A 20,029-nucleotide genomic window follows, 5' to 3' on the forward strand; every position below is an offset into this window, starting at 1 on the left:
TCATCGGGGCTTTTTTTTAAAGTTTCGCCAGACGCCATTTTGAATCGTCGGGAAGTGGAATCAATCCCGAGCTGTCGCCATTAATCCCATAGACCAGTGTATTGAGAGAATTTAGCAAGAACTGTTTCTGCAACGTGGTAATGAAGCTGTCAATTTTTCGCGAGTCGGTTGCCGACTGACATGCGTCGACAAAAACGCGTCCTTTATATCCGGGTGGGATCAAAGAACGAATATTGATAAAACACTGCTCGCCATTGAGATAAAAGTCACGGGCACCATCCCGATCGCCGATCACTGGCCTCCCTTCATCACCCTGGAACGCACCGTGAGCAATAATAAACAGATCTTCTTCAATTTCCAGGGGCGGAATAGCACTATGGAAAATTTTATAGTAGCTGAGAAGTACTTCCGGCTCGTTAAGGACAGACTCGGCCGCAATATCCACCAGTTCGGGATCGTCAGTACATACGACAATAATCATCATCACTCTCCTCTGAATTATTTCACAGTCCAGGTGTTGTCGAGATTAAGCACGACATCCACGTTATAGACATTAGGGTTAAAGCTGATTTGCTGGGCATTGGTGATGCTCACCGTATCCAGCACTTCACCTGTTTCATAATCGCCGAAAGTCACCCAATAAACGGGATGCGGCGTATAGGAGAACTGCAAATTCGGCTGCGCCTCTTTGGCAAAGGTTCCCGCTCCTGACATAGCGATACCCACGGAGACCTGATCAAAAGGCACCGTATTATCGTTATGAACGTAAAGCGTGCCCGGACGTCCACCAGTGACTTGATCCCGGAAGGTTAACGCGTTGCGGGAAGCGGTCAGCGTAACGTTGTTATTTTTAGTGAGATCGGCAGACCATGTTTGCGAAGCATCAAATTTCACACCCGGCACCAGCGGACCAGTTTCATCCCAGATAAACGCGTAATCAATGGTCCATGTAAACTGAACGCGGGTGGTTGGGTGCGCGGGTTCAGTAAACCATGCCAGAGACATCAATTGCGGGTCGGCAATATCCGGTGCCGTCTGGTAGACGCAAATTTTTCCGTAGTTACGCGTGTTGTTTTGAAAAGTAAGTGTGTATTGTTGTGACATTTTTTGTTCCTCTTAAGATTGTGATATTGTGTTTATTTCAAATTAATACTGACTAAAGTACTTCACCTCCTTTTTGTTTATCGGTGGTAGAACGAATCATTCTTATATTTCGCATACTTACTCCAAACGTACGTGTTAATTCTGTCGAGGAGACATTATCCCGCATGGCCATTTGCATCGCCGCACGACGAATGGCGATAAAGACACCCCAGGCTGAAGGCAATTCAATATTCCCGGCCGAATCCACACGCTTTAACAATCGGTTATACTGTTCGACTGAAATATCAATGTCGTAGAGTTTTTTAAAGCGTTCCTGTTTTTTTGGAAGATATATTTTCCTACCGCCAAAGTCGTAAATCATATGAAACAGTGTAGGAAACCCACAGACACCTGCGATCTCCGCTGCAGCCCAGGGCATTGCGGATAAAACGTAATGTGGATAGCTTTCACAAAACTGAATCAGTTCCTTTTCATTTTCTGAGCTCATTGCTGGTAAGCCGGAAAAAATGACTGGGTAAGCCTGCAAAAAATGGTGGTTAATTTTATTATTCATACTTACCTCATGGGTCGTTTTTATTCACTGCAACAGGCAATCTGAATAAGACAGGTAAAGTATTAATCGCATAAAAGAATATAGACACGGAGGAAGTGTTCCCCCGCGTTAGAAGTGAGTGTGTTTAATGAAGCCGAGATTAATGATGTTTAAGAAGCACTACATAATAATGAGATGCAACGCAGGGTAAAACAAGAATATATTATAATCCCCTGCTCACCAATGCCTCATCCAGTTCCCGATACGCCTCCACCAGCTTATCCAGCGTTGCCCTGTTAAGCCCGCTCGGGTTCGGCAGTACCCACACCTGCGTGACGCCAATGGTGATGGCCTGTTTGCCCCACTGCGCACCGCGCTGACTGAACGCCTGTTCGTAAGCCTGCTTGCCCAGGATGGCCAGCGCTGCCGGCTGATAATCTTCAATCTTCTTAATCAGCTCCCGCCCACCGCTGCGCAGTTCATGCAGGTTCACCTCACTCGCCTGTACCGTGGGCCGCTCGACCAGCATGGTAATCCCACAGCGCGTGTCCATCAGGTGCTGCTCCTCTTCAGGCTTCAGTAGCCTGTCGGTAAACCCGGCCTGATAGATAACCTTCCAGAAGCGATTCCCCGGATGGGCAAAGTGAAAACCGGTGTGCGCCGAGGACTTCCCAGGGTTAATCCCGCAAAACACCACCCGCAAGCCCGGGGCCAGAATATCGTTGATCATCTCTACTCCCATTGATACATCCTTATGGAAGTATAAAGGATTGATTATGCATTGTTTATAAAAACAGCAGGCAGGTGTGAATGGCTGGATTGCTGAAGGGAGTTCCTCTATAATTCACCGCCACGGCCCCTTAGCTCAGTGGTTAGAGCAGGCGACTCATAATCGCTTGGTCGCTGGTTCAAGTCCAGCAGGGGCCACCAAATTTAGCTGTAGAATCAAATGATTAAGCCACTCTATTGAGTGGCTTTTTTATTGGTTTTTTTGAGCCGGTGGCGCAGTCGCTAACCGTGGGTCTGCGAAGCCGTTCGGACACGCTCAGCGGCGCCAGGTGTCGCAATCAGACGCTCCACGGACTCCATCGTCACAAACGTACAGCTGCAGTCCACATTGGTGCACTGGTGATAGCGCTCTTTGGTATTTTCACTTAAATAGCGACTGGTACGCGCATGCGCGGAATGCTTGCACTTAGGACAATGAAACATGTACCCCTCCACATAATTCACAATTTGTGAATTAATAATACCCAAAAAGAAACCAATAGCAAATACATTACTCATTTGCGATAGAAAATTTTTCATCCGCGACGTTCAGCTCAAGCTTAAGTTGCGTGGTAAACCCACTCTCGCTGAGAGTATGAACCACCTCGTTGATAATCCACGCCTGCTCGTCAATGACCCGTTTAAAGCCGTTGACCAGCACCGGCGTTTCGGGATACAGATCGGCGCGTCCCAGCGCCAGCTGGATGGAAAAATTCACGGCACCCCGCTGAAGCGCGCGCCACTTCGCCTCCGCAGCCCTGAGCGCCTGCTCTTCAGAGGCATAAACCGTGGTGAGCTCAAAAACGTTTTCCGCCGACCCCACCAGCCTCTCTTGCGGCTTCTCTGCCTTGCCTCCTGCTCCCGCTACCGGTGCAGCGGCAGCCGGGTGCTGTAGTCCTTCTGTCGGCTGCCCCCCGGGCTGACGAGCAATACTCAATTGAGTATTTTGTTGTTTTGGGTCACGCGTTTGCAGCCATTTGGCCGTCACGCCGGAATAATTTTCACGGTCAGCGACGGAAAAAAGGTGCCGATCGCCATCCCCACGCTCAATCATCATTAAGGGAAGCGGTGTGCCACTGGCCGTCACGGCATGGCCCGCTTTCATAAAAATAACCTTCCCGGCTTTGATTGAAACAAATGCACCATTACGTTCGGCCAGGCGGGAGAGAAACGCCGCGTCAGTCTCCTGTGACTGATCGATATGAGAAATGGCGATGGATGCAAGTCCCGCCCCGACGCTGGCGGTAAACTGGTTACGCTGAGCAATGGTGTTGACTATCGCGCCGATCGTCGTGTCATGCCACGACTGTTCGCGCCGCACGTTGAGCTTCCCACGAAAATCTGCGCTGCATCCCCGGATGGTCAGCGTGTCCGGCGTGCCCCGGAATTCAATCGCATCTATCGTAAACTCCCCTTTCGGCTGGAGCGGTGTTCCCTCCCATCCCAGCCATAAGGACAGTCTTGCCCCCCGGGCAGGCAGGTCTAACAACCCGTCGGAATCATCCAGTAGAATATCCAGCTGATCGGCTTCCAGCCCACGTTTGTCGGTCATGGTCAAACTGATAAGACGATGGCTGAAATTTTGCGTGATATCGCGCTCGTCAAGCTTAAGCATAAAATCAGGGGCGATTTTCCCACCCGCCCGGATATTCATTTCGGTGATCATCCCACCAGCCCTCCAATGCTATTACGTGCGCTTTCCACCAGCTCTGAGGCCTGCGTTCTCAGGTCGCCAAACGTCGTCATCAGCGATTCGTCCACGCGTTTCAGTACCAGGGTAAAATCAATTTTCCGGGCAGTGCCATCGCTGTAAAAATCCGAATGCGTATGCGTGACTTTCTCAATGATAAACATGCCGTGAATGATGCCGGTACCGTCTATCAACGGCCATGCCCGCCCTTCATTCGCCATCAGCTCAACCGCCTTGAGAGAAAGCCGCCCTCCCGTGAGCTCCGGATAAAGTAATCCGGAAAGGTTAAAGGATGTCTCACCTTCGCCAAGGTACTGCCAGGCTTTGGGTTTCCCGATGCGTTCGTTGGATGCCCAGCGGTAGTCTTTTGTAAATACCATTGACTGATACGGTAAGGTTCGTCGTTCAAAGACAAACAGACCCAGCACCATTAACATTTTCTCTCTCCTTAACCATACATAAAGCTGGATTGCTGCCGTCTCGCTTTTACCTGCTCACTGCTCTCTATAGCCTCCCGGATTTGACGTGTCAGATCCGTTCCGGAGACTGCGCTCCCCTGCAGCGTGAAGTTGTATTCACTTTTACTCTGATCGATGTAAGAACGCCCTCCCGCTGCTGCCATCGGCTGGTATCCTATGAAGCCGCTGTAAACAGGTGACGCCGGGTCCCAGGCACTGCCGGCGTCAGCAGAGGATGTGCCTTCTTTCGGTACAGCCGAGTCGATATTGCCCGACTCTTTTTTTATGACGCCGAGTTTCTCCAGCAGCCAGCTGGCCTTGCCGCGCAGGCTGTTAAAGAGATTTAGCGGCGCCATTAGCGCATCTCCCAGCGCCTGACCGAATGCCACGCCGACATTTTTGCAGCTGTCGAGCGTTTCCTGCGTCGCCTTAATCGGCGCAATCAGATCGATGAACCACTGCCAGATCCCGCCCAGTTTTTCTGAAATGAAACCAAAGGCCTGTAACAGCGGAGAGAACAGCTCGCCCAGCGGCGCGAAGGCCGCAGAAAGCCCCTCAATCACCCCACCAAAGAAGGCGCTAATGGGCTCCCAGTATTTAAGAATCAGTAAAGCGCCGGCGGCAATTGCCGCTCCGAGAGCAATAACGGGCCAGCTCAGGGCGCCCAGCACCGTCATGATGCTCCCCCCCACTACGCTGAATACCGTGCCCAGCATCCCGGCAGCGGTTATCACCAGATTCAGGCCTGACACAATGGGGGCGACCACCATACCTAGCGTGCCCAGGACACCGGCAAAGGCTTGTGCGCCCATAACCACGCTGACCAGGGCTTGCGTCAGTGCAGGGTTAGCGTTGATCCAGAGAGAGAGCGTACTAAGCCATCCGGTCGCGGTTGAGATCAGCGTGCGCAGGGCACCATCGGCCTTATCAAAGACATCAATCTTCAGGCCGTTTAATGCAGCCTGGAACTTGCTGATATCACCCTCGAGGTTATCGCCCTGAACCGAGGCTGTCAGCGCGGTGCTCCCCCTCGCGCCCTGGAGTGTCTGGCGCTTGTTATCCAGTGTTCCATTCCCAGCCGCTGAAACCAGTACACCTGCGCCTTGCATCGCATCCGCACCGAAAATGGCCTTCAGGTATTCCGTTTGTTGAGCCGCACCGATTTTGCTGTTTTCGAATGAGGCAGAGATCGCCTTGAGGATATTCTCTGTCGGCAGTGGATTACCCTCACCATCCCGGGTTTGCACCTTCAGTTCATTCAGCGCTGCAGAACGCTGCCCATCCGGCGTCTGCAGGCGGCTCAACATGGCGCTAACCTCTGCGCCGGCATCTGCCCCTTTCATCCCCTTTTCCATCAGAATACCAAGCAGCGCGGTGGTCTCCTCAAGGCTGGCGCCGGCTTCTCCGGCGGCAGGTGCGGCGGATGCAACGGCGGTACTCAGTTCGGTGAGACTGGTATTTGACGCAGTGAAACCGCGGGTAAGGACATCTGCAACGCGTTCAACATCCGTATTCGCCAGGTTGAACGAGGCCTGCGTGCTGCGGATGATGTCGACCGCTTTGGCGGCATCAATATTCCCAGCGAGGCTGAGGTTGACCGTCGGCACAGTGGCGGCCACCACCCCGTCGGCGTCATAGCCTGACCGGGCCAGCTCGCCCTGCGCCCGGGTGACCACATCTGTAGAGGTTCCTGTACTGACGCTGACATCCCGTGCCTGCTGGCGAATGGCCTCCAGCCTGGTATCCCCCTTCTGCAGACCCAGGCTTGCCTGTATGGCAGACATCTGCTTTTCAAAACGGATGCCTGGGGCAATAAAGCGGGACGTCTGATTAAAGCCCGCCTTTGCCATTCCTGCGCTCGCATTAGCAAACTGCTGCACACCCGCGGCAACACGTTTGCCAGACTCGTAGCGGTTCTGAACGGTATTAAGCCGCTCCTGTTGCTGATTGACCCTGGCAAGCGCCTCTTTATGTCGATTTAGTTGTAGCGTTTTTTCGCTGATACCCTGTCTTAAACGACGCTCATCTGACGACAGCGTGCGCGTATTAATCCCTGCCTGCGCCAGCTCACCGCGCTGGCGCTGCACTGACTGGCGTAAACTGTTGTACTCAAGCTTAAGCGCGGCGGCAGATTGGCGGGCTGCCGCCAGCGCATCCGCCTGGTCACGGGTTGGGGTCTGGGTGTTTTTGAGCTGGAGCGCCAGCTCCGCGGTCTGCTGTTTCGCCCGGGCAAGAGACTGCCCCGTCACGGCGAGCTGTTCGTTGGCTTTTCTGAAGCCGTTAATGCGGCCCGCCTGTTCATCAAGCGCGCGCAACGCCGCCTCAGAATCGCGGATACTGGCCGCGAGAGAGAGACTGGCGTTCTGGATAGCGTTAAGCGGTCGGCTTGCCCGGTCGACTGCCTTAAGCAACTCCTGAAGTCTGACATTATTACTCATGGTAGTTTCCGCTTCGCTGCAGCGCCTTTTCGCGCCATATAAGGAGTTCGGTCATGCTCAGCGAGTACAGCTCTGACGGCGGCCAGTGAAAGATCACCGCGATATCCGCCATCAGATCATCGACCGACAGGTTTTCGGGAAATGTTAGCGAGCCGAAGCCGGTGACAAAAAACCGATCACCTTGCCCGCAAAAGAGAGCAGATCGGAAGCATCCAGACGCGCAATCTCATGCTCGGTCAGGGCCGGCGAGGTCATTCGCGGCAGCACTTTAATCAGCGCATCGACGTCAGATTGTGCCAGCGACGCCAGCGATACCCCACGCAGGGTCCCCGCGTTGGGTTTTGCGACGGTCACCTTTTCGATTTTTTGCTCGCCGCGCAGGACGGGGGTGTCGAGCGTAATGGTGTTCGGGTTTTCGCTTTCGTTAATGACGGTCTCGTTGATATTTTCCATTTGGTTACTCTTCAGAAAGTTAACTTACCGGCCGGCAGTCCCGGCCGGTTAAAGGTTTACAGGCCAATCGCCTTACGGTGTTCCGCCAGACGATCGACGCCGTCGACTTTCAGCACCATGTTGATGATGTCAATTTCGATGATCTCTTTGCCATCGATGGTCAGCTGGTAGTAAGCGCACTCGGTGGACATCTTGGTGGTGCCGCTCTCGCCCTGCTTGTTTTCACCACCATCAAACTCTTTATGACGGCCTCGCATGACGATTTCGACGGCGGAGATTTCGCCCGTGTCGTCACGCTGGAAGGAGCCGGTAAAGCGCAGAGGCACGCTGTCCGCGCCCGGAGAGGCATACTGTGCCCACAGCGCGACGTCCGGCAGACCGCCAATGGTCCACTCAAGCGCCAGGGCATCATCGTCCAGGCCGAGGTCGACAGAGACCGAGCCCGGCATACCGCCGCCGCGATACTTCTCCAGTTTGCGGGTGAGCTTCGGTAAGGTGACAGACTCAACAACGCCCATATAACTCAGGCCATCGTTGAACATGTTCAGATATTTAAGTTTGCGTGGTAACGCCATGCTTCAGCTCCTTAGCTGTTAACCGAATCGGACAGGTCTGCCAGATAGGTATCGGTGATGCGCTGGCGCAGGGTCAGGTTCTCCAGCGGCGGGACAGGGGTGTAGTCGTAATCGATGTACAATTTCCCCGCTTTCAGGGTCGATGCATCATTTGATTCCGGGTCATACCAGCAAGTGCCATCAACGATATAGCCGTTGGTTTTCAGCTCACGGAATTTGGCATTGATACCGGAAACGATGTCGCGGATGAGCGTTGGCGTAATGGGTTTATCCATTGCCCATGCGTGTGCTTCGGCCATGGTATCGGCCAACACCTGCGCGGTACGGGTGTAGTTTTCAAAGACGAAGAGCGGATCGTCTGAACAGGTACGGTTGCCCCAGAATTTGAAGCCGTCGTTACGAATAAGCGTGGTGACGCCGGCCTGGTTAAGCAGGTTCGCATCGGTCGCTTGTTCCTGCAGATCCCAGGACACGGAGGCGCTTACACCTGTGACACCGTTAACGCCGATGTTGGACAGGGTTTTGTGCCAGCCAATCGTCTGGTCGATTTTGGCGCGCAGGCCGAGAGCACGTGCAGTGGCCCAGGCGTGGGTCGTCGTGTTGGTGGTGGTATCCCACGCCAGAAAATCAGGGTGAATCACCATCAACTCGCGCTGACTGAAGTTTTTGCGGTAATCGATAGCGGCTGAAATGGTTTTACAACCCCATGCACTGACATAGCCAAACGCGCGCAGGCTCTGGCACATGGCGGCCAGCGCGGTCGCCACTTCCTGAGAATCCAGCCCCGGAACACCGAGAATACGTGGCTTAACGCCAGTGACCGTTTTCGCGGTAAGGAGCGCTTTCAGACCGGTATATTTACCGTTTTCATCGGTTGTACCGATGATATTAGAGATAGTCTCTTTCTGTGCTTCCTCAGCGGTATCAGCGGTGCCTTCAGCGACACGCACGACAACAACAACCGGTTTACACTGATCGGCAATCGCCTGCAGGGAAGCGGACAACGTCCCCATTTTCCCGGCTTTCGCAATCGCGGTTTGCACGTTGGTAATGAGCACAGGCTCGTTTAAAGGAAATGTCTTGTCGTCCGCATCGCTGGCCGTACAGACCATGCCGATGATTGCCGTCGAGACGGTGGAAATGGTGCGGGTGCCATCGTTGATTTCGATGACTTCCACGCCGTGATGATAGTCGCCCATCCGTTTAACTCCTTCGTTTAGTGGTGAGGCTATTGTCTGTGGCGCGCACGATTGATGCGACGTATTGGGGTTGGAGAAAGGATTACACAACAAACGAAAAACCCTCCGGATGGAGGGTTTGGGGTCAGGCAGGGCGTTCTGGCCATTCAATTTCTGGTGAAGTGCTGAGATCCAGCCGGTTTAGCATCACCCGATAGTGCTTCCAGAGCAACAGCGTGGCAGCTTCCTCGTCTGTTACAATGCCGAGTTCTGAAGCGTCCTGAAGGGGGGCGATAGTATCCGAAGCTTCGGCAAGCAATTCACTTCTTCTGGTTTCCGCCTGTTGAATTAATTCCTCCCTTGTCAACTGACGTGGAATAATTTTAGTGCCATTCCACACCCAGTCACCGTGTATATTCAGCCCTTCTGGCACTTCTGTTGGTTCGACTTCCGAAACAGACATCCCCAGAGGAAAGAGGCGATCAACCTGATGACTGAAAGAGCGAATAATATTATTTTTGTCAAAGCAAATCTTCAGTGTATCAGGCTGAAAACGTGACATATGGTAATACCAGTCCAGCCCCTCCTCTGATTGAATAAATATAGCATTAAACAAAAATTCTTTATATTCTGGTTCATATTGAACGAAATTTTTAAGTGTAATCATGCTGTATGACCTACCGTAATCCATCCAATATTAGACATGTACTTTTGAATCGGACGATAAAAAATAGTATCCCCGCCGGGGTTTTGACCTTCTGCATTCCATCCAGTCATTGCGCATCCAGCCGGAACCCGTTGCCAACCGTTTTGCATAATTATGAATGACCCTTCTGCCCCCATTGCTACATCTCGAACAAAGTATTGCAACGTCCAGTCTTGCCTTGCATAAGGACTTAAATCCTGTTGTGGAGGTGGGTTATTTGACGAGTAAACTCGTACCGCTCCGCCTGATTCAAATAAACCCTGCCCGGCAACAATATTACCACCGCTAGTAACTTGCCCAGGGGCATCAAAATTACCGTTAATATCAAACAGAAAATTAACACTATTCCTGGCATCGCCAGTTAAATTGATAATCGCCGCTCCAAAAGCGTTGGTGCCAGTGCGATAAACGCCAAAACTTATCGCTGTTCCATAACCATGACCGACAGTTTCCGAAAAGCCCTTAATTATCGGTAGATAAATAGAAGTACCGTTAGGAGATTGATATCCTTTTGGCATCAAAAATGGTGCAGCATTGTTTTGATACTGATCAGCAAAAGCGCCAGAGCCGTACCAACCTGTGGGATTCGTCTGGTAATAAGTTGCATCTGACAAGTACGAAACACTTCCGCCATGATTAGTGATGACCTTTGTCCAGCCCCCCCAGACATTGTTATCGCCATTAAGGGAGCGGAATTTAAGCTGTTTACCACCATCACCATAAGATGCAGCATACTGCACCCGATAACCGCTAAGCCCACCAATATCGAGGATAGTTGCCTCATAACCTGGTGAATTTATTGCATTCGAATAACAAAAGCTAACTGAATTGGATGGCAGAGCATCGGCATTTGAAAGTCCCGTGCTGGCTCTCGCAGACACTCCTCTGATAGCAACTGCACCACCATTTACCAGCACCCGACCTGGAGTAATATCGTCTGGAGCTTCCTGTATGTTTTTGGTTGCTGCCGTACCCAGGCTGCTTTTTAGTTTTGAGAGGTCATCGCCAACTATTTTCACAGCCTTAGGTGTTGCTGCAAGAGACTCGGATACACTATCAATTGTGCTACTGAGTTGAACAATACCCTTTTGTCCTGTAGTGGCGTCCTGAGCCGTGTATTTCCCGGCTGCAAGATCATAGGCGGCCTTGACCGCTTTCGGTGTTGCGGCGAGTGCCTCAGACGTACTGTCGGTCGAACTGCTGAGTTGTGTAAAGCCTTTATCCTTGGTCGAGGCATCCGGATGACGGCGGGATTGTTCATGCTCTTCAAGCTTCTCGTCTACATACTCCTGCGTCGCCATGACCATAGAAGTATCTATTGAGAGCTCGACCGAGGCGATATCGCTGACCATGATCACCATCCTCACAGTCTGCGCGCGACCTGAGCCTTCATCCAACAATGGCTTGTAACTTTCAGCCATGTTCCCGACAGCAATTAGCGTCCCGGTGTCATCATAAAGCCCCATTTCTCGCATCCAGAAACCGCCTGTTTCGGGAGGAATGAGGAGTTCTGCGATCACATAGTTCCGCTTTTTGTTGTCCTGACTGATTTTATTCAAGGCATGACGCCAGACTTCATTCACAAGCCTGGTCTGACTGGCATCCGGCATCGGCAACGTGCCGCCGCCATCACCCACCGCCATCGCCGTAAAATTCACTTTCTTCCCGTTCGGGACGGTTGCGGCAGCCAGTTTTTCGGCGCCGGCTTTGGTGATAACCGTTTTATACTTCACTGTCATTGTGCTCTCACTTATCCGGGGTAAACCGTGATGATGTCGCCGTCATAGCTCAGGGCACCGGTATAGAGATAGCCCGGAACGTCCTGAATGATATTGAGGCCGATAAGATGTCGGCTGGCAGGCTTTGCATCAGCAATAAGCCGCTCCATTTCGTAATACATTTCTTCGGTGATGCCGGTTTCCAGCACGCCAATGTCCAGGCGAAACGTGCCTGCCGGGTCGTTGGTTTGCCACCACTCCGTCACGTTGATCAGATAGCCAAGTGGCTCCACCACGCGGCGTACTGCGCCGATCGTTCCTTTGTGTGCATGGATAAACCATGCATTGCGGATAACATCGCGCTTGGTGGCCTCCGGCCAGTTTTCATCCCAGCGATCAACCGAAAACGCCCACGCCAGCCAGGGCAACAGATTTGCCGGACAGGTGTCGGCATTCCAGAGGTGACGAAGCGGGACGGGGGTATTCTCAATGTCGGCACAGGCGCGCGCCGCCGCGACCTCAAGCGGCGACGACCCCACCGGTAACAATCGGGTATTACTCATCGTTTCCCCTGACGGTTACGCTGTACTGGCTGCACCATGAGGCCTGGGTTTCATCAAGCACAATATCGGCCGCAGGCGCGGTCAGTTCGACGCGTTGTACACCCTCAACATGCAGTGCAGCGTAAATGGCGGACTTACGAATATCCCGCCCGAGCCGGTGCTGTGCCGTTATATAGGCCTGCAGCCGGCCCCTTGCCGCGTTGAGCACTGGCTCGCTTTCGGGACCTGGGAAGAGGAAAAGAGAAGCCGCAATGCGATAGTCGACAATGCTGGCGGACTGAACGGTCACACGATCGGCAACGGGCCTGACGTCCTCGTCGTTCAGCGCGTTGCGAACAATGGCCAGCAGCTCTTCAGACGCCACGCCGTTATTCTCCCGGGACAGCACGGAGACGGTAACGTTCGCAGGCTGAGGACTGATGACAGAGATGTCCGCCACCCGGCCATCCGCGCTGCGGCCATGGAACTGATAAGCCCCCGTCGATCCCGCCACGCTCAGCCCTTCCGGGGCTTGCTGGATACGCAAACGAAAGTCGGTGTCAGACTCCATCACAGCCGGTGTGGGCGGAAACGTCGTGTCGTCGGCAGGTGTTATCACCAGACGCGCAAGGTTAGCATTAGCCCCAAGCTGGTCGAGATCGTTACCGGTGGCGTAGGCCAGCATGACCGCACGCGCGGCCTCGTTAACGCGCTGGCGCCAGATAACTTCCCGATACGCATTCTCCTGCAGCAGTTTCACAATCGGCTCTGACTCAAGCGTCAGCGTTCGTGCAATTGCCTCCTGCTCTTCTTCGGGATAGAGCGAGACAAAAGTGGCCTTTCGTTCTGCCAGCAGCGTTTCGTAATCCACCTCCTCCACGACATCCGGCGCGGCGAGCTGGCTCAGATCAACAATAGCCATAGCGTTTAACTCAATGAAATAGTGATAGAAAAGGAATGTCCGGAGGTCTGGCGGGTGCCGGTGAGATCGACATACAGCGTCCCGTCATTCTCCGAACGTTCGAAAGTGATGGCCGTCAGGCTGATCCGCGGCTCCCATTTCTGGATAGCGGAGTAACATGCGGCCATGATTTGCAGGCGCAGCGCCGGACTCTGCGGCCTGTCGATCATTGCCGCCAGCAGTGAACCGTACTCGCGGCGCATCACCCGCGAGCCAATCGGCGTGACCAGAATGTCCCGCACGCTTTGTCTGATATGTTCAGCCTCTGAAATGCTGAGCCCGGTCTGACTGTTCATTCCCCTGTAGCGCTCCGTCATTGCGTCCCCTTAGTCCAGCTTCCGCCGCTTTGCACACTGCCGTGAGCATGGTTGTCCACCTGCACCCCATTGGAGGTGAATTTACCGCCGGAATGCTCAATATTGCCGGCCATTACCCCGCCCTTCTGCACTTCAAGAGAGGCGGTAATTAGCTTGTTGGTACACACCACCTCAGGTGTATCCAGGGTGATGCGCGTCTCAGACTTCACCAGGACCACCGGTACGGTGGCGGTGAGTGATTCAGAGGCTGTGATGTCAGCCGTTTTAATGCCTGTGGCCGTGAGTGCTCCGCTCCCGGGCTCGTACTCGATAACCGCCCCATCAGGGAACGAGACGTGGAGTGCGTCAGGGGAACCTGACGGCGCCGGGTGGTCATCGGAAAAGATACCTAGCAGCACGAAGGCGGTATCAAGCTCACCGCCGATGGCCAGCAGCAGCACTTGTTCTCCCTCGGACGGTGCCCACCACACGCGCGAACGGCCGGCGCGACAGGTCAGCCAGTTCAGCCAGGTGGTTTTCATCCCTCCGGACTGGACGCGGCAGAGCCCTCTGTTGAGGTCAACATCGGTGACAACACCGATACGAATCAGGTTACGGATCGCGCGAGCGATACCGTGCATGGAAGTGAGTGTATTCATGAGAAGAGAATGCCCTTCAGGGGGATCGGCAGCAACGAGACGGGGTTTTATGCGGGATGAAACAACAATCGTTCACGCTGATGGCTGGACAGCCATCAGCGCGGTGAACTTACGCTTTCCACTGGCTGACCAGTTCACCGTTGATGTACAGCTCCAGCGGACGTGTGACGGGCTCTGGTAACGGCGGCTCCGGGGAATAGGTGGCATGCAACGTTCCCTGCTCCTGCGAAACAAGAATGCGCTCGGTGAGCTGCAGGCTAAAGCTGATATTCGCCGTACCATCGTCGTTGATGGTGACGCCAAAGAGAAACCCGTTTTTTCGCCCGTCATCGAGGGTAAAAATATCTGGCTGGTTATCACGCAGCCAGGCCAGTACCGGAACGAAGACCCCCTCGCTGTCGCCGGCGAAGCTACTGATATTCGCTTGCAGTTCATACTTTTTTTCAAAGGAGAGCGAGGACGCGAGGCGGGCGTCAATATTTCCGCTCCCCACCGACATCTGCAGATGATCAGGGTGATCGTTCAGTTGGGGAACGGCGTCAATTAATGCCTGACGCAGGCTGTTGAGTTTGTGCATCGAGTTTATCCTGACAGTCTTTTATGGTTTCGACCTGCAGCGCGCAGGCGATAAGGGCATGCTCTAGCCGACGAATATCAGCACTGAGATCGCCGTTGGTGATGGGCTCACTTCCCGGCATTGGACAGGCGCTCACCTTCGGGCAGGCGTTGTAAACAATGTGCTGCGGAGGCGCAGGCGGCGCGGGTGTGCAACCTGCGCACAGCATCAGGCAGCTGAGCGTTATACCAGCGGCGTAACTCTTCATTTTCATTTACCCATTTCCCGATAGCCGCTTCGCGTCGTGCCATCTCCTCGCCGACGGCAGCAAGATCCTCGCGGAGCCTGACCTGCGCATCTTCGTTCGACTTGGCAATCCGCTGTGCTTCGGATAACTGCTGAAGCAGCGTGTTGATAGTGTTTTTTTGATCGCGGGCGATCTGGTTGGCTTTAGCAAGAGAGCGGGACAGGTTCACGTTGTCATGACGAAACCACAGCGTGATGGCCAGCAGAACGGCCAGTACCAGCAGAAGAGGTTTCATGGCATCCCCTTCAGGCACCAGGCCTTCTCACGAGCTCGACGGTTTTCCAGTCCGGCATTTTTGACCCCATTGACGTACACCCAGCGGGTAAGCTGATTGCACGCCTGCGGCCACTGTTTACGCTTAATGAATGACACCAGCGTGGAACGACAGGCAGCCCCTGTTCCAACGTTAAAGGCAAAACTCACCAGCGCATCATAGACATGGGGCGGCATCTCCACCGGTGCGCATACCGCCAGCCGTCTTTCAACGTTCATCACGTCGGCAACAAGGTTCGCTGCCGCCTCACGCTCTGTAATTTCCCGTCCCGGCACGACGCCTGACGTATGGCCAATGCCTGATGTCCATACGCCCGCACTGCAACGATAAGGCGACAGGCGACACCCTTCGAGATCAGCAATGAGCGCCAACCCCTCCGGTGAGGTGTTCAGTAACCGGAAGTCAGGCATCAGCACCGCCAGGGCCAGTACGCCCGCGGCGCTGCAACGCTTAATGATTGAGTTCACGAATACTCTTCTTATCGAGTCCAAGAGAGGTCAGATAGCGATAGGTTTTCCGCTTAAACCAGTAATTCGTCAGCGCGGTAAAAATGGCGCAGAGGCTTCCCACGTATAGCGCGACTTTTTCAGGAGACATCGCCCCGAACCAGGCCAGCGCTACGGCCAGCCAGTAGGCGATAAACGTGGTGATTTTCTCAAGACTCAGTCCCATAGGTTCACTGATTCTTTAGTCGGTGCGCTATCAACCTCTGGCATGTCTATCGGCGTGCCATGAGGTAAGATGACCCCCAACTCCGCGAGGCCAGAATTGGCGTTCAGAACGGTTTCAACCACCCCTGCCGTGCGCCCATAATAACGGGCACAGATGGCATCAAGCGTGTCCCCCTGCATTGCATAGATTTTCATCAGACGCTCCCAACATCCGGATTTCCAGGTACCGTTGAGTTTCCAGCGCTGGCGCCCTTTTTGCTATCGCTACAGGATGGACAATCGCGGACACAACAGACTGCCCGCGAGATGGCAGAGGGCCTAGCGCCAGCTCTCGTCTTCCCAGACTTCCCGGAGGATATTGTCCAGCGCTTCGCGATCGGCCTCTCTTTCAATCCCCTGCAACTCCACGCCGGTCATGGATCCTTTTTTGACGGTAACCAGCGTTGACGGAAACACGGATCTTATCCTGCGGGTTAATTCGTCCTGAAACGCCTCCACGACGGACTGACCAATAAGCTGATCCTTATCCAGGGTAATGTTCACCCGTACGCTGGCCTCTTTTTTGATTCTGTCCGGAACGGGTGATGCCGAGAAAACCACGGTAAACGCGTTGTTCCTGATTAAATTTCCTCTCGCAATCTCAGCGATCAAATTCAGGGCAATTTCACGATCTCTTTCCTGACACGTTCCTTCTGTCGTCAGCCGCGCAATCATCTCGACGCGTTCAATCATGACTTGCTCGTTCAACTCTCTGTCCACACAACCTCCACCACGAGATACTGTATAAACATACAGTAGCATGTATTCATAAAAAGAGTGAAGCAAAAAATCAGAACCATGCGAGGTATGTACATGATATCGATGAAGATTAGCGAATCCCTTTGCTTATCAGATGCGTTAAATACCTTATACGTTCAAGGATTTTCCGGGCCTTTTGCTGATAAGACGGTGCCGCAGGAAATAGCGATCCGTCTGCAGATCCCCGGCACCATTTGTCGTTAAAACGGCTAATGCCCCCCGCCATAAGATGCAGGGCTTCCCCCCGGCTGATCGTTATTCCGGTGGCGAGCCGTATCTCATCAATCACTCTCTCTGCCACTCCGTTCTGCGGATCCTTGTCATAGACAAAGGGAGTCTTTGCAACCGGTCTGGGGAGGGTTATGCGTGCGGCTAACGCGCGTCTCGCACGCCGGCTGAGGGGTTGAGAGACGTCGCTCACCGTACAGTTATTGACAGAACTCCAAGAACGCGCAGCGGTGCCGTTAAGGTCAACGGCCAAATCAACGGCACGCTTCGGCACAATTTTCCACTGCGTGAGCCGGGTCAAAATCGGCGAGCCCGGGCCGAGTGCGGTGTCGTAAACGCCGCGAATACAGACTCGTTCTTCGCCGTACTGATTGTATTCGGCACGGGGCTCATACAGCGTGCGCACCTGCAACGCATCCCGACGAACAAACGGTCCTCCCTGTGCATTGACGTATCCTGCCCAGTCTCCGGCGTCCGCGGCGTCATGCGCTGCCGCAAATTCTACGCTCAGACCGTGTGCGGCCTGCGTATCAGTCAAACGGCGCAGCTCACGGTAGACGGTCACCGGTGCACCGCCGATAAACTGAAACTGACGGATATGCCAGCGCGCCGCCCAGGCCGAAACAGCAGATGCAGTCACTTTAAGCAATTCGCCGCTTTCGTTATCAGTCTCGCCATCAAGGGCATAGCCGTCGATATTCTTGGAGATGTATTTAGCGATATAACCGGTGGCGCTGCCCTTTTGCGGGTCTATAGCTTCAGCGTGAAAGCGAGCTTTTCTGGCGTTATCGCTTTGCAGTTCAAAAGCGTCTTCCTCCTGTGTGTATTCCTCCATAATGCGGCGAACGCGCTCAACGTTTTCGGGCAGCATGAACATCAGCATGTGCCAGTGAGGCGTACCGTCATGGTGGGGTTCAGCAACGCGGATGCCAAACAGACGAATCGCCTGCCGGTGGAGTTTTGCCCGGATCCGCGCCCACAGTTTTGTCAGGTAGCTTTGTGTATCCGCAGGGCTCGCCCCGTTCCATTTACCGTTACGATAGCCGGTGTTCAGGGTGGCGTGATATTTCGACGGCGCGGTTAAAGTATAGAACTCGCCCACATAGCCAAGCTCATGGCAGATATTTTCAAACCCGCGAATGCGGGTCATCAGTTCGCAGCGACGTATCGCGGGATTGGCCACCGAGCCATCGTGCCTGGCAATCAGGCTTATACGGTTGCCCTCTTCATCCTCCAGTTCCAGACCTTTAAGAAATTCACGCGTGCGCCGCTTCTGTTCACGCCAGTCAGTGATGCAGCGTTTACTCGCATAGGCAGACTTCTTTTTGCTGACGTTTCCGAGTGCAATCTGCACATGCTCACGCCAGGCGGCCGCCATGCGACGCAGTCGTCCACGCCACCAGTCTTCGGAAAACATGCGGATCACCGCTGGCGCAATGTCCTCTTTGTTAAAGAGTATCTTCGACACGCGCTCCCAGTGCGGAGGCAGTACATTGAACTGGCGGGTGATTAATCCAGCGCGCTGATACCAGACATGAAGGGTTTGAAATTCGCCGAGGCCAGCGTCATTGATATTCGCCAGCTCGGAACGAATAAAGCCAGCGATGTCAGCGGCCAGCAAATCAATATCGGCGCGGGACATATCCGGGAGACGGTTGAAGCGGGCAATCAGCGTAACCATCCGCGATGCAAGATATTGCGAAAGAGGCGTGTCGAAGTGTCCACCAAAAACGGCGGTGGAGACGTTACGGTCAACACCTGAACAGGCATACCGTGCCGAGACCTGCTGCAGACGTGGTAATACCCTGTTGCAGAACCGAATCAAAAAGGCATTGGCTCGCAGGCTGCCCTGATGGAGTTCAAGAGCATCAACCATGCGCCAGACGCCAAAACGCACGCAGTCAGGCTGCAGAGCGAGCGCTTTTCTGGCTTGCTGCAGCGCCGCGAACAGACGGTCGCGACGCTGTAATTGGGGGTGAGTCAGGTAGGGGCTGGCAATAGCCGATCGGGGTTCATTCCACGGATAAGCAAATGACATCACCAACTTATCCTCTCCGGAAATGTTTGTTTTTCAGCTCCGTTATCTCCTGGCAGGTGACGCATAAGGCCACTCCAGGTAACGCCTTTCGCCGCGCCTCGGGGATGGGGATGTCGCACTCCTCGCAGGTAAAACGCGAGGGCGATGCGCATCGCTGGCGGGCGCTATTAATATGACGTTCGCGATCTTCAAGCTCACGCTCCTGCGCCAGATCGATAAAATCGGCCATCAGTGCAGCTCCTGGGATTCGCGTTCGTAACGGGCAGCCTCGTGACACAGCAGTTCCGCTGCGTCTTCGCCACACATTCCGGTCTTATAGATGTGACTGGCTAAAGCCTCCAGCCGCAGGGAGACGGCGAGTGCGAGTGCCCTGCGCTCCTCCATCTTCGCCTGCACCAGCAGGTGCTGGAGTTCCTCGCGCCCGTTCAGAAAAGTGCGGTTTTCGCTATTTCGCATCACTCATTCTCCTTAATTCAGGCAATAAAATGCCCGGCGGGTTTACGCCATTACGTTTTGGGGTGGATTAAAGCGGCATGGTCAGCCGTTCAGGAAATAAACTCACGACTGCACGGAAATGATTCATGGCTCCGATAAGCGCTCTTTTCTCCTCAGTCGTCAGCTCATTGATACCGCATTCGTGACGGGCGGCGGGTAATTTAGCCAGGAAAAAGATGGCCGCCAGCGCCCTGTTATTCTCTTCAAAACAGGGATCGCGCTTATCGCGCATCTCGGCCAAAAAACGCGCCAGCGCTTTCTCGTTATCGCCCCAGTACCTGGCACGCAGTTCGGCCACGTGATTAAGCCCGGAAAGACGTGCCCCCACCTTGAGTGGGACCGTTGCACGTGTCGCTTCTATTGCCATAACGTCCCTCGCGTTGATTCACACTGAGTGAATTACTCACCCGTAACGGGTTGAAAACGGGATTGGCCTACGCGTTACGCCGCTTTCCAGCGCAGCGAACTGCGCCAGCCTAACGACAGGGCTGGCACTTTGATGATTGCGATTTCAGAAGCCATGTTGCATGATTCCCATTTTGATAATGTCTGCAATCATTAGCCTCTGTTTGCCAACGTCTGCC

Annotated in this window: 29 protein-coding genes and 1 tRNA gene; 1 reads left to right on the plus strand and 29 read right to left on the minus strand. The window is 53.9% G+C overall.

All coding sequences use genetic code 11. The features are described from left to right. Positions 1-16: 16 nt before the first annotated feature. From F8561_RS08155 to mug, 4 genes are all read right to left on the minus strand, one after another. Positions 17-484: a hypothetical protein gene (locus tag F8561_RS08155; protein ID WP_226778015.1), complete on the minus strand. Its 468-nt coding sequence runs from the start codon at positions 482-484 to the stop codon at positions 17-19. 14 nt (positions 485-498) lie between these two features. Continuing rightward, positions 499-1,104 carry a hypothetical protein gene (locus F8561_RS08160; RefSeq protein WP_014171673.1) on the minus strand — a complete coding sequence of 202 codons (606 nt, stop codon included), beginning with the start codon at positions 1,102-1,104 and terminating at the stop codon, positions 499-501. 52 nt (positions 1,105-1,156) lie between these two features. Continuing rightward, positions 1,157-1,657, minus strand: a complete 501-nt coding sequence (locus F8561_RS08165; RefSeq protein ID WP_151887325.1) for a hypothetical protein — start codon at positions 1,655-1,657, stop codon at positions 1,157-1,159. A gap of 202 nt (positions 1,658-1,859) precedes the next feature. Next, a complete protein-coding gene (mug, locus tag F8561_RS08170) occupies positions 1,860-2,366 on the minus strand; it encodes a G/U mismatch-specific DNA glycosylase (protein ID WP_151887361.1) in 507 nt (168 codons plus the stop codon). 124 nt (positions 2,367-2,490) lie between these two features. On the opposite strand from mug, the gene F8561_RS08175 reads away from it, so the two are divergent. Next, positions 2,491-2,566, plus strand: a tRNA-Ile gene (locus F8561_RS08175). An 81-nt stretch (positions 2,567-2,647) separates the two neighbouring features. Here the strand turns inward: F8561_RS08175 and F8561_RS08180 are convergent. From F8561_RS08180 to F8561_RS08300, 25 genes are all read right to left on the minus strand, one after another. Next, positions 2,648-2,848: an ogr/Delta-like zinc finger family protein gene (locus F8561_RS08180; protein ID WP_025202983.1), complete on the minus strand. Its 201-nt coding sequence runs from the start codon at positions 2,846-2,848 to the stop codon at positions 2,648-2,650. 67 nt (positions 2,849-2,915) lie between these two features. Beyond that, on the minus strand, positions 2,916-4,070 hold the full coding sequence (locus F8561_RS08185; RefSeq protein WP_151887326.1) for a phage late control D family protein: 1,155 nt from the start codon (positions 4,068-4,070) through the stop codon (positions 2,916-2,918). After that, a complete protein-coding gene (locus tag F8561_RS08190; protein WP_014171677.1) occupies positions 4,067-4,531 on the minus strand; it encodes a phage tail protein in 465 nt (154 codons plus the stop codon). The genes F8561_RS08185 and F8561_RS08190 overlap by 4 nt, the downstream gene beginning before the upstream one ends. A gap of 11 nt (positions 4,532-4,542) precedes the next feature. Beyond that, on the minus strand, positions 4,543-6,990 hold the full coding sequence (locus F8561_RS08195) for a phage tail tape measure protein (protein ID WP_151887327.1): 2,448 nt from the start codon (positions 6,988-6,990) through the stop codon (positions 4,543-4,545). Beyond that, entirely contained in the window at positions 6,983-7,102 is a 120-nt protein-coding gene (locus tag F8561_RS08200) for a GpE family phage tail protein (protein WP_014171679.1), read from the minus strand. The genes F8561_RS08195 and F8561_RS08200 overlap by 8 nt, the downstream gene beginning before the upstream one ends. A gap of 32 nt (positions 7,103-7,134) precedes the next feature. Next, positions 7,135-7,443 carry a phage tail assembly protein gene (locus F8561_RS08205; protein ID WP_014171680.1) on the minus strand — a complete coding sequence of 103 codons (309 nt, stop codon included), beginning with the start codon at positions 7,441-7,443 and terminating at the stop codon, positions 7,135-7,137. A 56-nt stretch (positions 7,444-7,499) separates the two neighbouring features. Further along, positions 7,500-8,018, minus strand: a complete 519-nt coding sequence (locus F8561_RS08210; RefSeq protein WP_014171681.1) for a phage major tail tube protein — start codon at positions 8,016-8,018, stop codon at positions 7,500-7,502. Positions 8,019-8,029: 11 nt separating this feature from the next. After that, positions 8,030-9,217 carry a phage tail sheath protein gene (locus F8561_RS08215; protein ID WP_025202978.1) on the minus strand — a complete coding sequence of 396 codons (1,188 nt, stop codon included), beginning with the start codon at positions 9,215-9,217 and terminating at the stop codon, positions 8,030-8,032. Positions 9,218-9,341: 124 nt separating this feature from the next. Beyond that, on the minus strand, positions 9,342-9,863 hold the full coding sequence (locus tag F8561_RS08220) for a tail fiber assembly protein (RefSeq protein WP_192938252.1): 522 nt from the start codon (positions 9,861-9,863) through the stop codon (positions 9,342-9,344). Then, positions 9,860-11,641, minus strand: a complete 1,782-nt coding sequence (locus F8561_RS24340; protein ID WP_226778016.1) for a phage tail protein — start codon at positions 11,639-11,641, stop codon at positions 9,860-9,862. The genes F8561_RS08220 and F8561_RS24340 overlap by 4 nt, the downstream gene beginning before the upstream one ends. Positions 11,642-11,652: 11 nt before the next feature. Next, positions 11,653-12,183 carry a phage tail protein I gene (locus F8561_RS08230; protein ID WP_032678995.1) on the minus strand — a complete coding sequence of 177 codons (531 nt, stop codon included), beginning with the start codon at positions 12,181-12,183 and terminating at the stop codon, positions 11,653-11,655. After that, on the minus strand, positions 12,176-13,084 hold the full coding sequence (locus F8561_RS08235) for a baseplate assembly protein (protein WP_151887329.1): 909 nt from the start codon (positions 13,082-13,084) through the stop codon (positions 12,176-12,178). The genes F8561_RS08230 and F8561_RS08235 overlap by 8 nt, the downstream gene beginning before the upstream one ends. A 5-nt stretch (positions 13,085-13,089) precedes the next feature. Further along, complete coding sequence (locus F8561_RS08240; RefSeq protein WP_047956125.1) at positions 13,090-13,440, minus strand: GPW/gp25 family protein; 351 nt, start codon at positions 13,438-13,440, stop codon at positions 13,090-13,092. Continuing rightward, complete coding sequence (locus F8561_RS08245; RefSeq protein WP_151887330.1) at positions 13,437-14,078, minus strand: phage baseplate assembly protein V; 642 nt, start codon at positions 14,076-14,078, stop codon at positions 13,437-13,439. Before F8561_RS08245 ends, F8561_RS08240 begins: the two co-directional genes overlap by 4 nt. A 109-nt stretch (positions 14,079-14,187) precedes the next feature. Further along, a complete protein-coding gene (locus F8561_RS08250) occupies positions 14,188-14,655 on the minus strand; it encodes a phage tail protein (protein WP_151887331.1) in 468 nt (155 codons plus the stop codon). Then, positions 14,618-14,863: an Rz1-like lysis system protein LysC gene (gene lysC / locus F8561_RS24345; RefSeq protein WP_072126476.1), complete on the minus strand. Its 246-nt coding sequence runs from the start codon at positions 14,861-14,863 to the stop codon at positions 14,618-14,620. Before lysC ends, F8561_RS08250 begins: the two co-directional genes overlap by 38 nt. Further along, a complete protein-coding gene (gene lysB, locus F8561_RS08260; protein ID WP_192938253.1) occupies positions 14,763-15,176 on the minus strand; it encodes an Rz-like lysis system protein LysB in 414 nt (137 codons plus the stop codon). The genes lysC and lysB overlap by 101 nt, the downstream gene beginning before the upstream one ends. Beyond that, positions 15,173-15,682, minus strand: coding sequence for a lysozyme (locus F8561_RS08265; RefSeq protein WP_047956126.1), 510 nt, complete (start codon positions 15,680-15,682; stop codon positions 15,173-15,175). The genes lysB and F8561_RS08265 overlap by 4 nt, the downstream gene beginning before the upstream one ends. Then, positions 15,666-15,887, minus strand: coding sequence for an HP1 family phage holin (locus F8561_RS08270; RefSeq protein WP_014171693.1), 222 nt, complete (start codon positions 15,885-15,887; stop codon positions 15,666-15,668). Before F8561_RS08270 ends, F8561_RS08265 begins: the two co-directional genes overlap by 17 nt. Further along, a complete protein-coding gene (locus F8561_RS08275) occupies positions 15,878-16,081 on the minus strand; it encodes a tail protein X (protein ID WP_020883600.1) in 204 nt (67 codons plus the stop codon). Before F8561_RS08275 ends, F8561_RS08270 begins: the two co-directional genes overlap by 10 nt. Before the next feature lie 123 nt (positions 16,082-16,204). Beyond that, on the minus strand, positions 16,205-16,645 hold the full coding sequence (locus F8561_RS08280; RefSeq protein WP_053058888.1) for a DinI-like family protein: 441 nt from the start codon (positions 16,643-16,645) through the stop codon (positions 16,205-16,207). Between the two features lie 109 nt (positions 16,646-16,754). Then, on the minus strand, positions 16,755-18,950 hold the full coding sequence (locus F8561_RS08285; RefSeq protein ID WP_151887362.1) for a replication endonuclease: 2,196 nt from the start codon (positions 18,948-18,950) through the stop codon (positions 16,755-16,757). Positions 18,951-18,957: 7 nt separating this feature from the next. Next, a complete protein-coding gene (locus F8561_RS08290; protein ID WP_044857473.1) occupies positions 18,958-19,179 on the minus strand; it encodes a TraR/DksA family transcriptional regulator in 222 nt (73 codons plus the stop codon). Further along, positions 19,179-19,406: a DUF2732 family protein gene (locus F8561_RS08295; protein ID WP_040018794.1), complete on the minus strand. Its 228-nt coding sequence runs from the start codon at positions 19,404-19,406 to the stop codon at positions 19,179-19,181. Before F8561_RS08295 ends, F8561_RS08290 begins: the two co-directional genes overlap by 1 nt. A 67-nt stretch (positions 19,407-19,473) precedes the next feature. After that, complete coding sequence (locus F8561_RS08300; protein WP_014171697.1) at positions 19,474-19,812, minus strand: DUF5347 domain-containing protein; 339 nt, start codon at positions 19,810-19,812, stop codon at positions 19,474-19,476. Positions 19,813-20,029 lie beyond the last annotated feature (217 nt).

The organism is Enterobacter sp. 198 (genome assembly GCF_009025585.1).
Classification (GTDB): Bacteria; Pseudomonadota; Gammaproteobacteria; order Enterobacterales; family Enterobacteriaceae; genus Enterobacter; species Enterobacter ludwigii.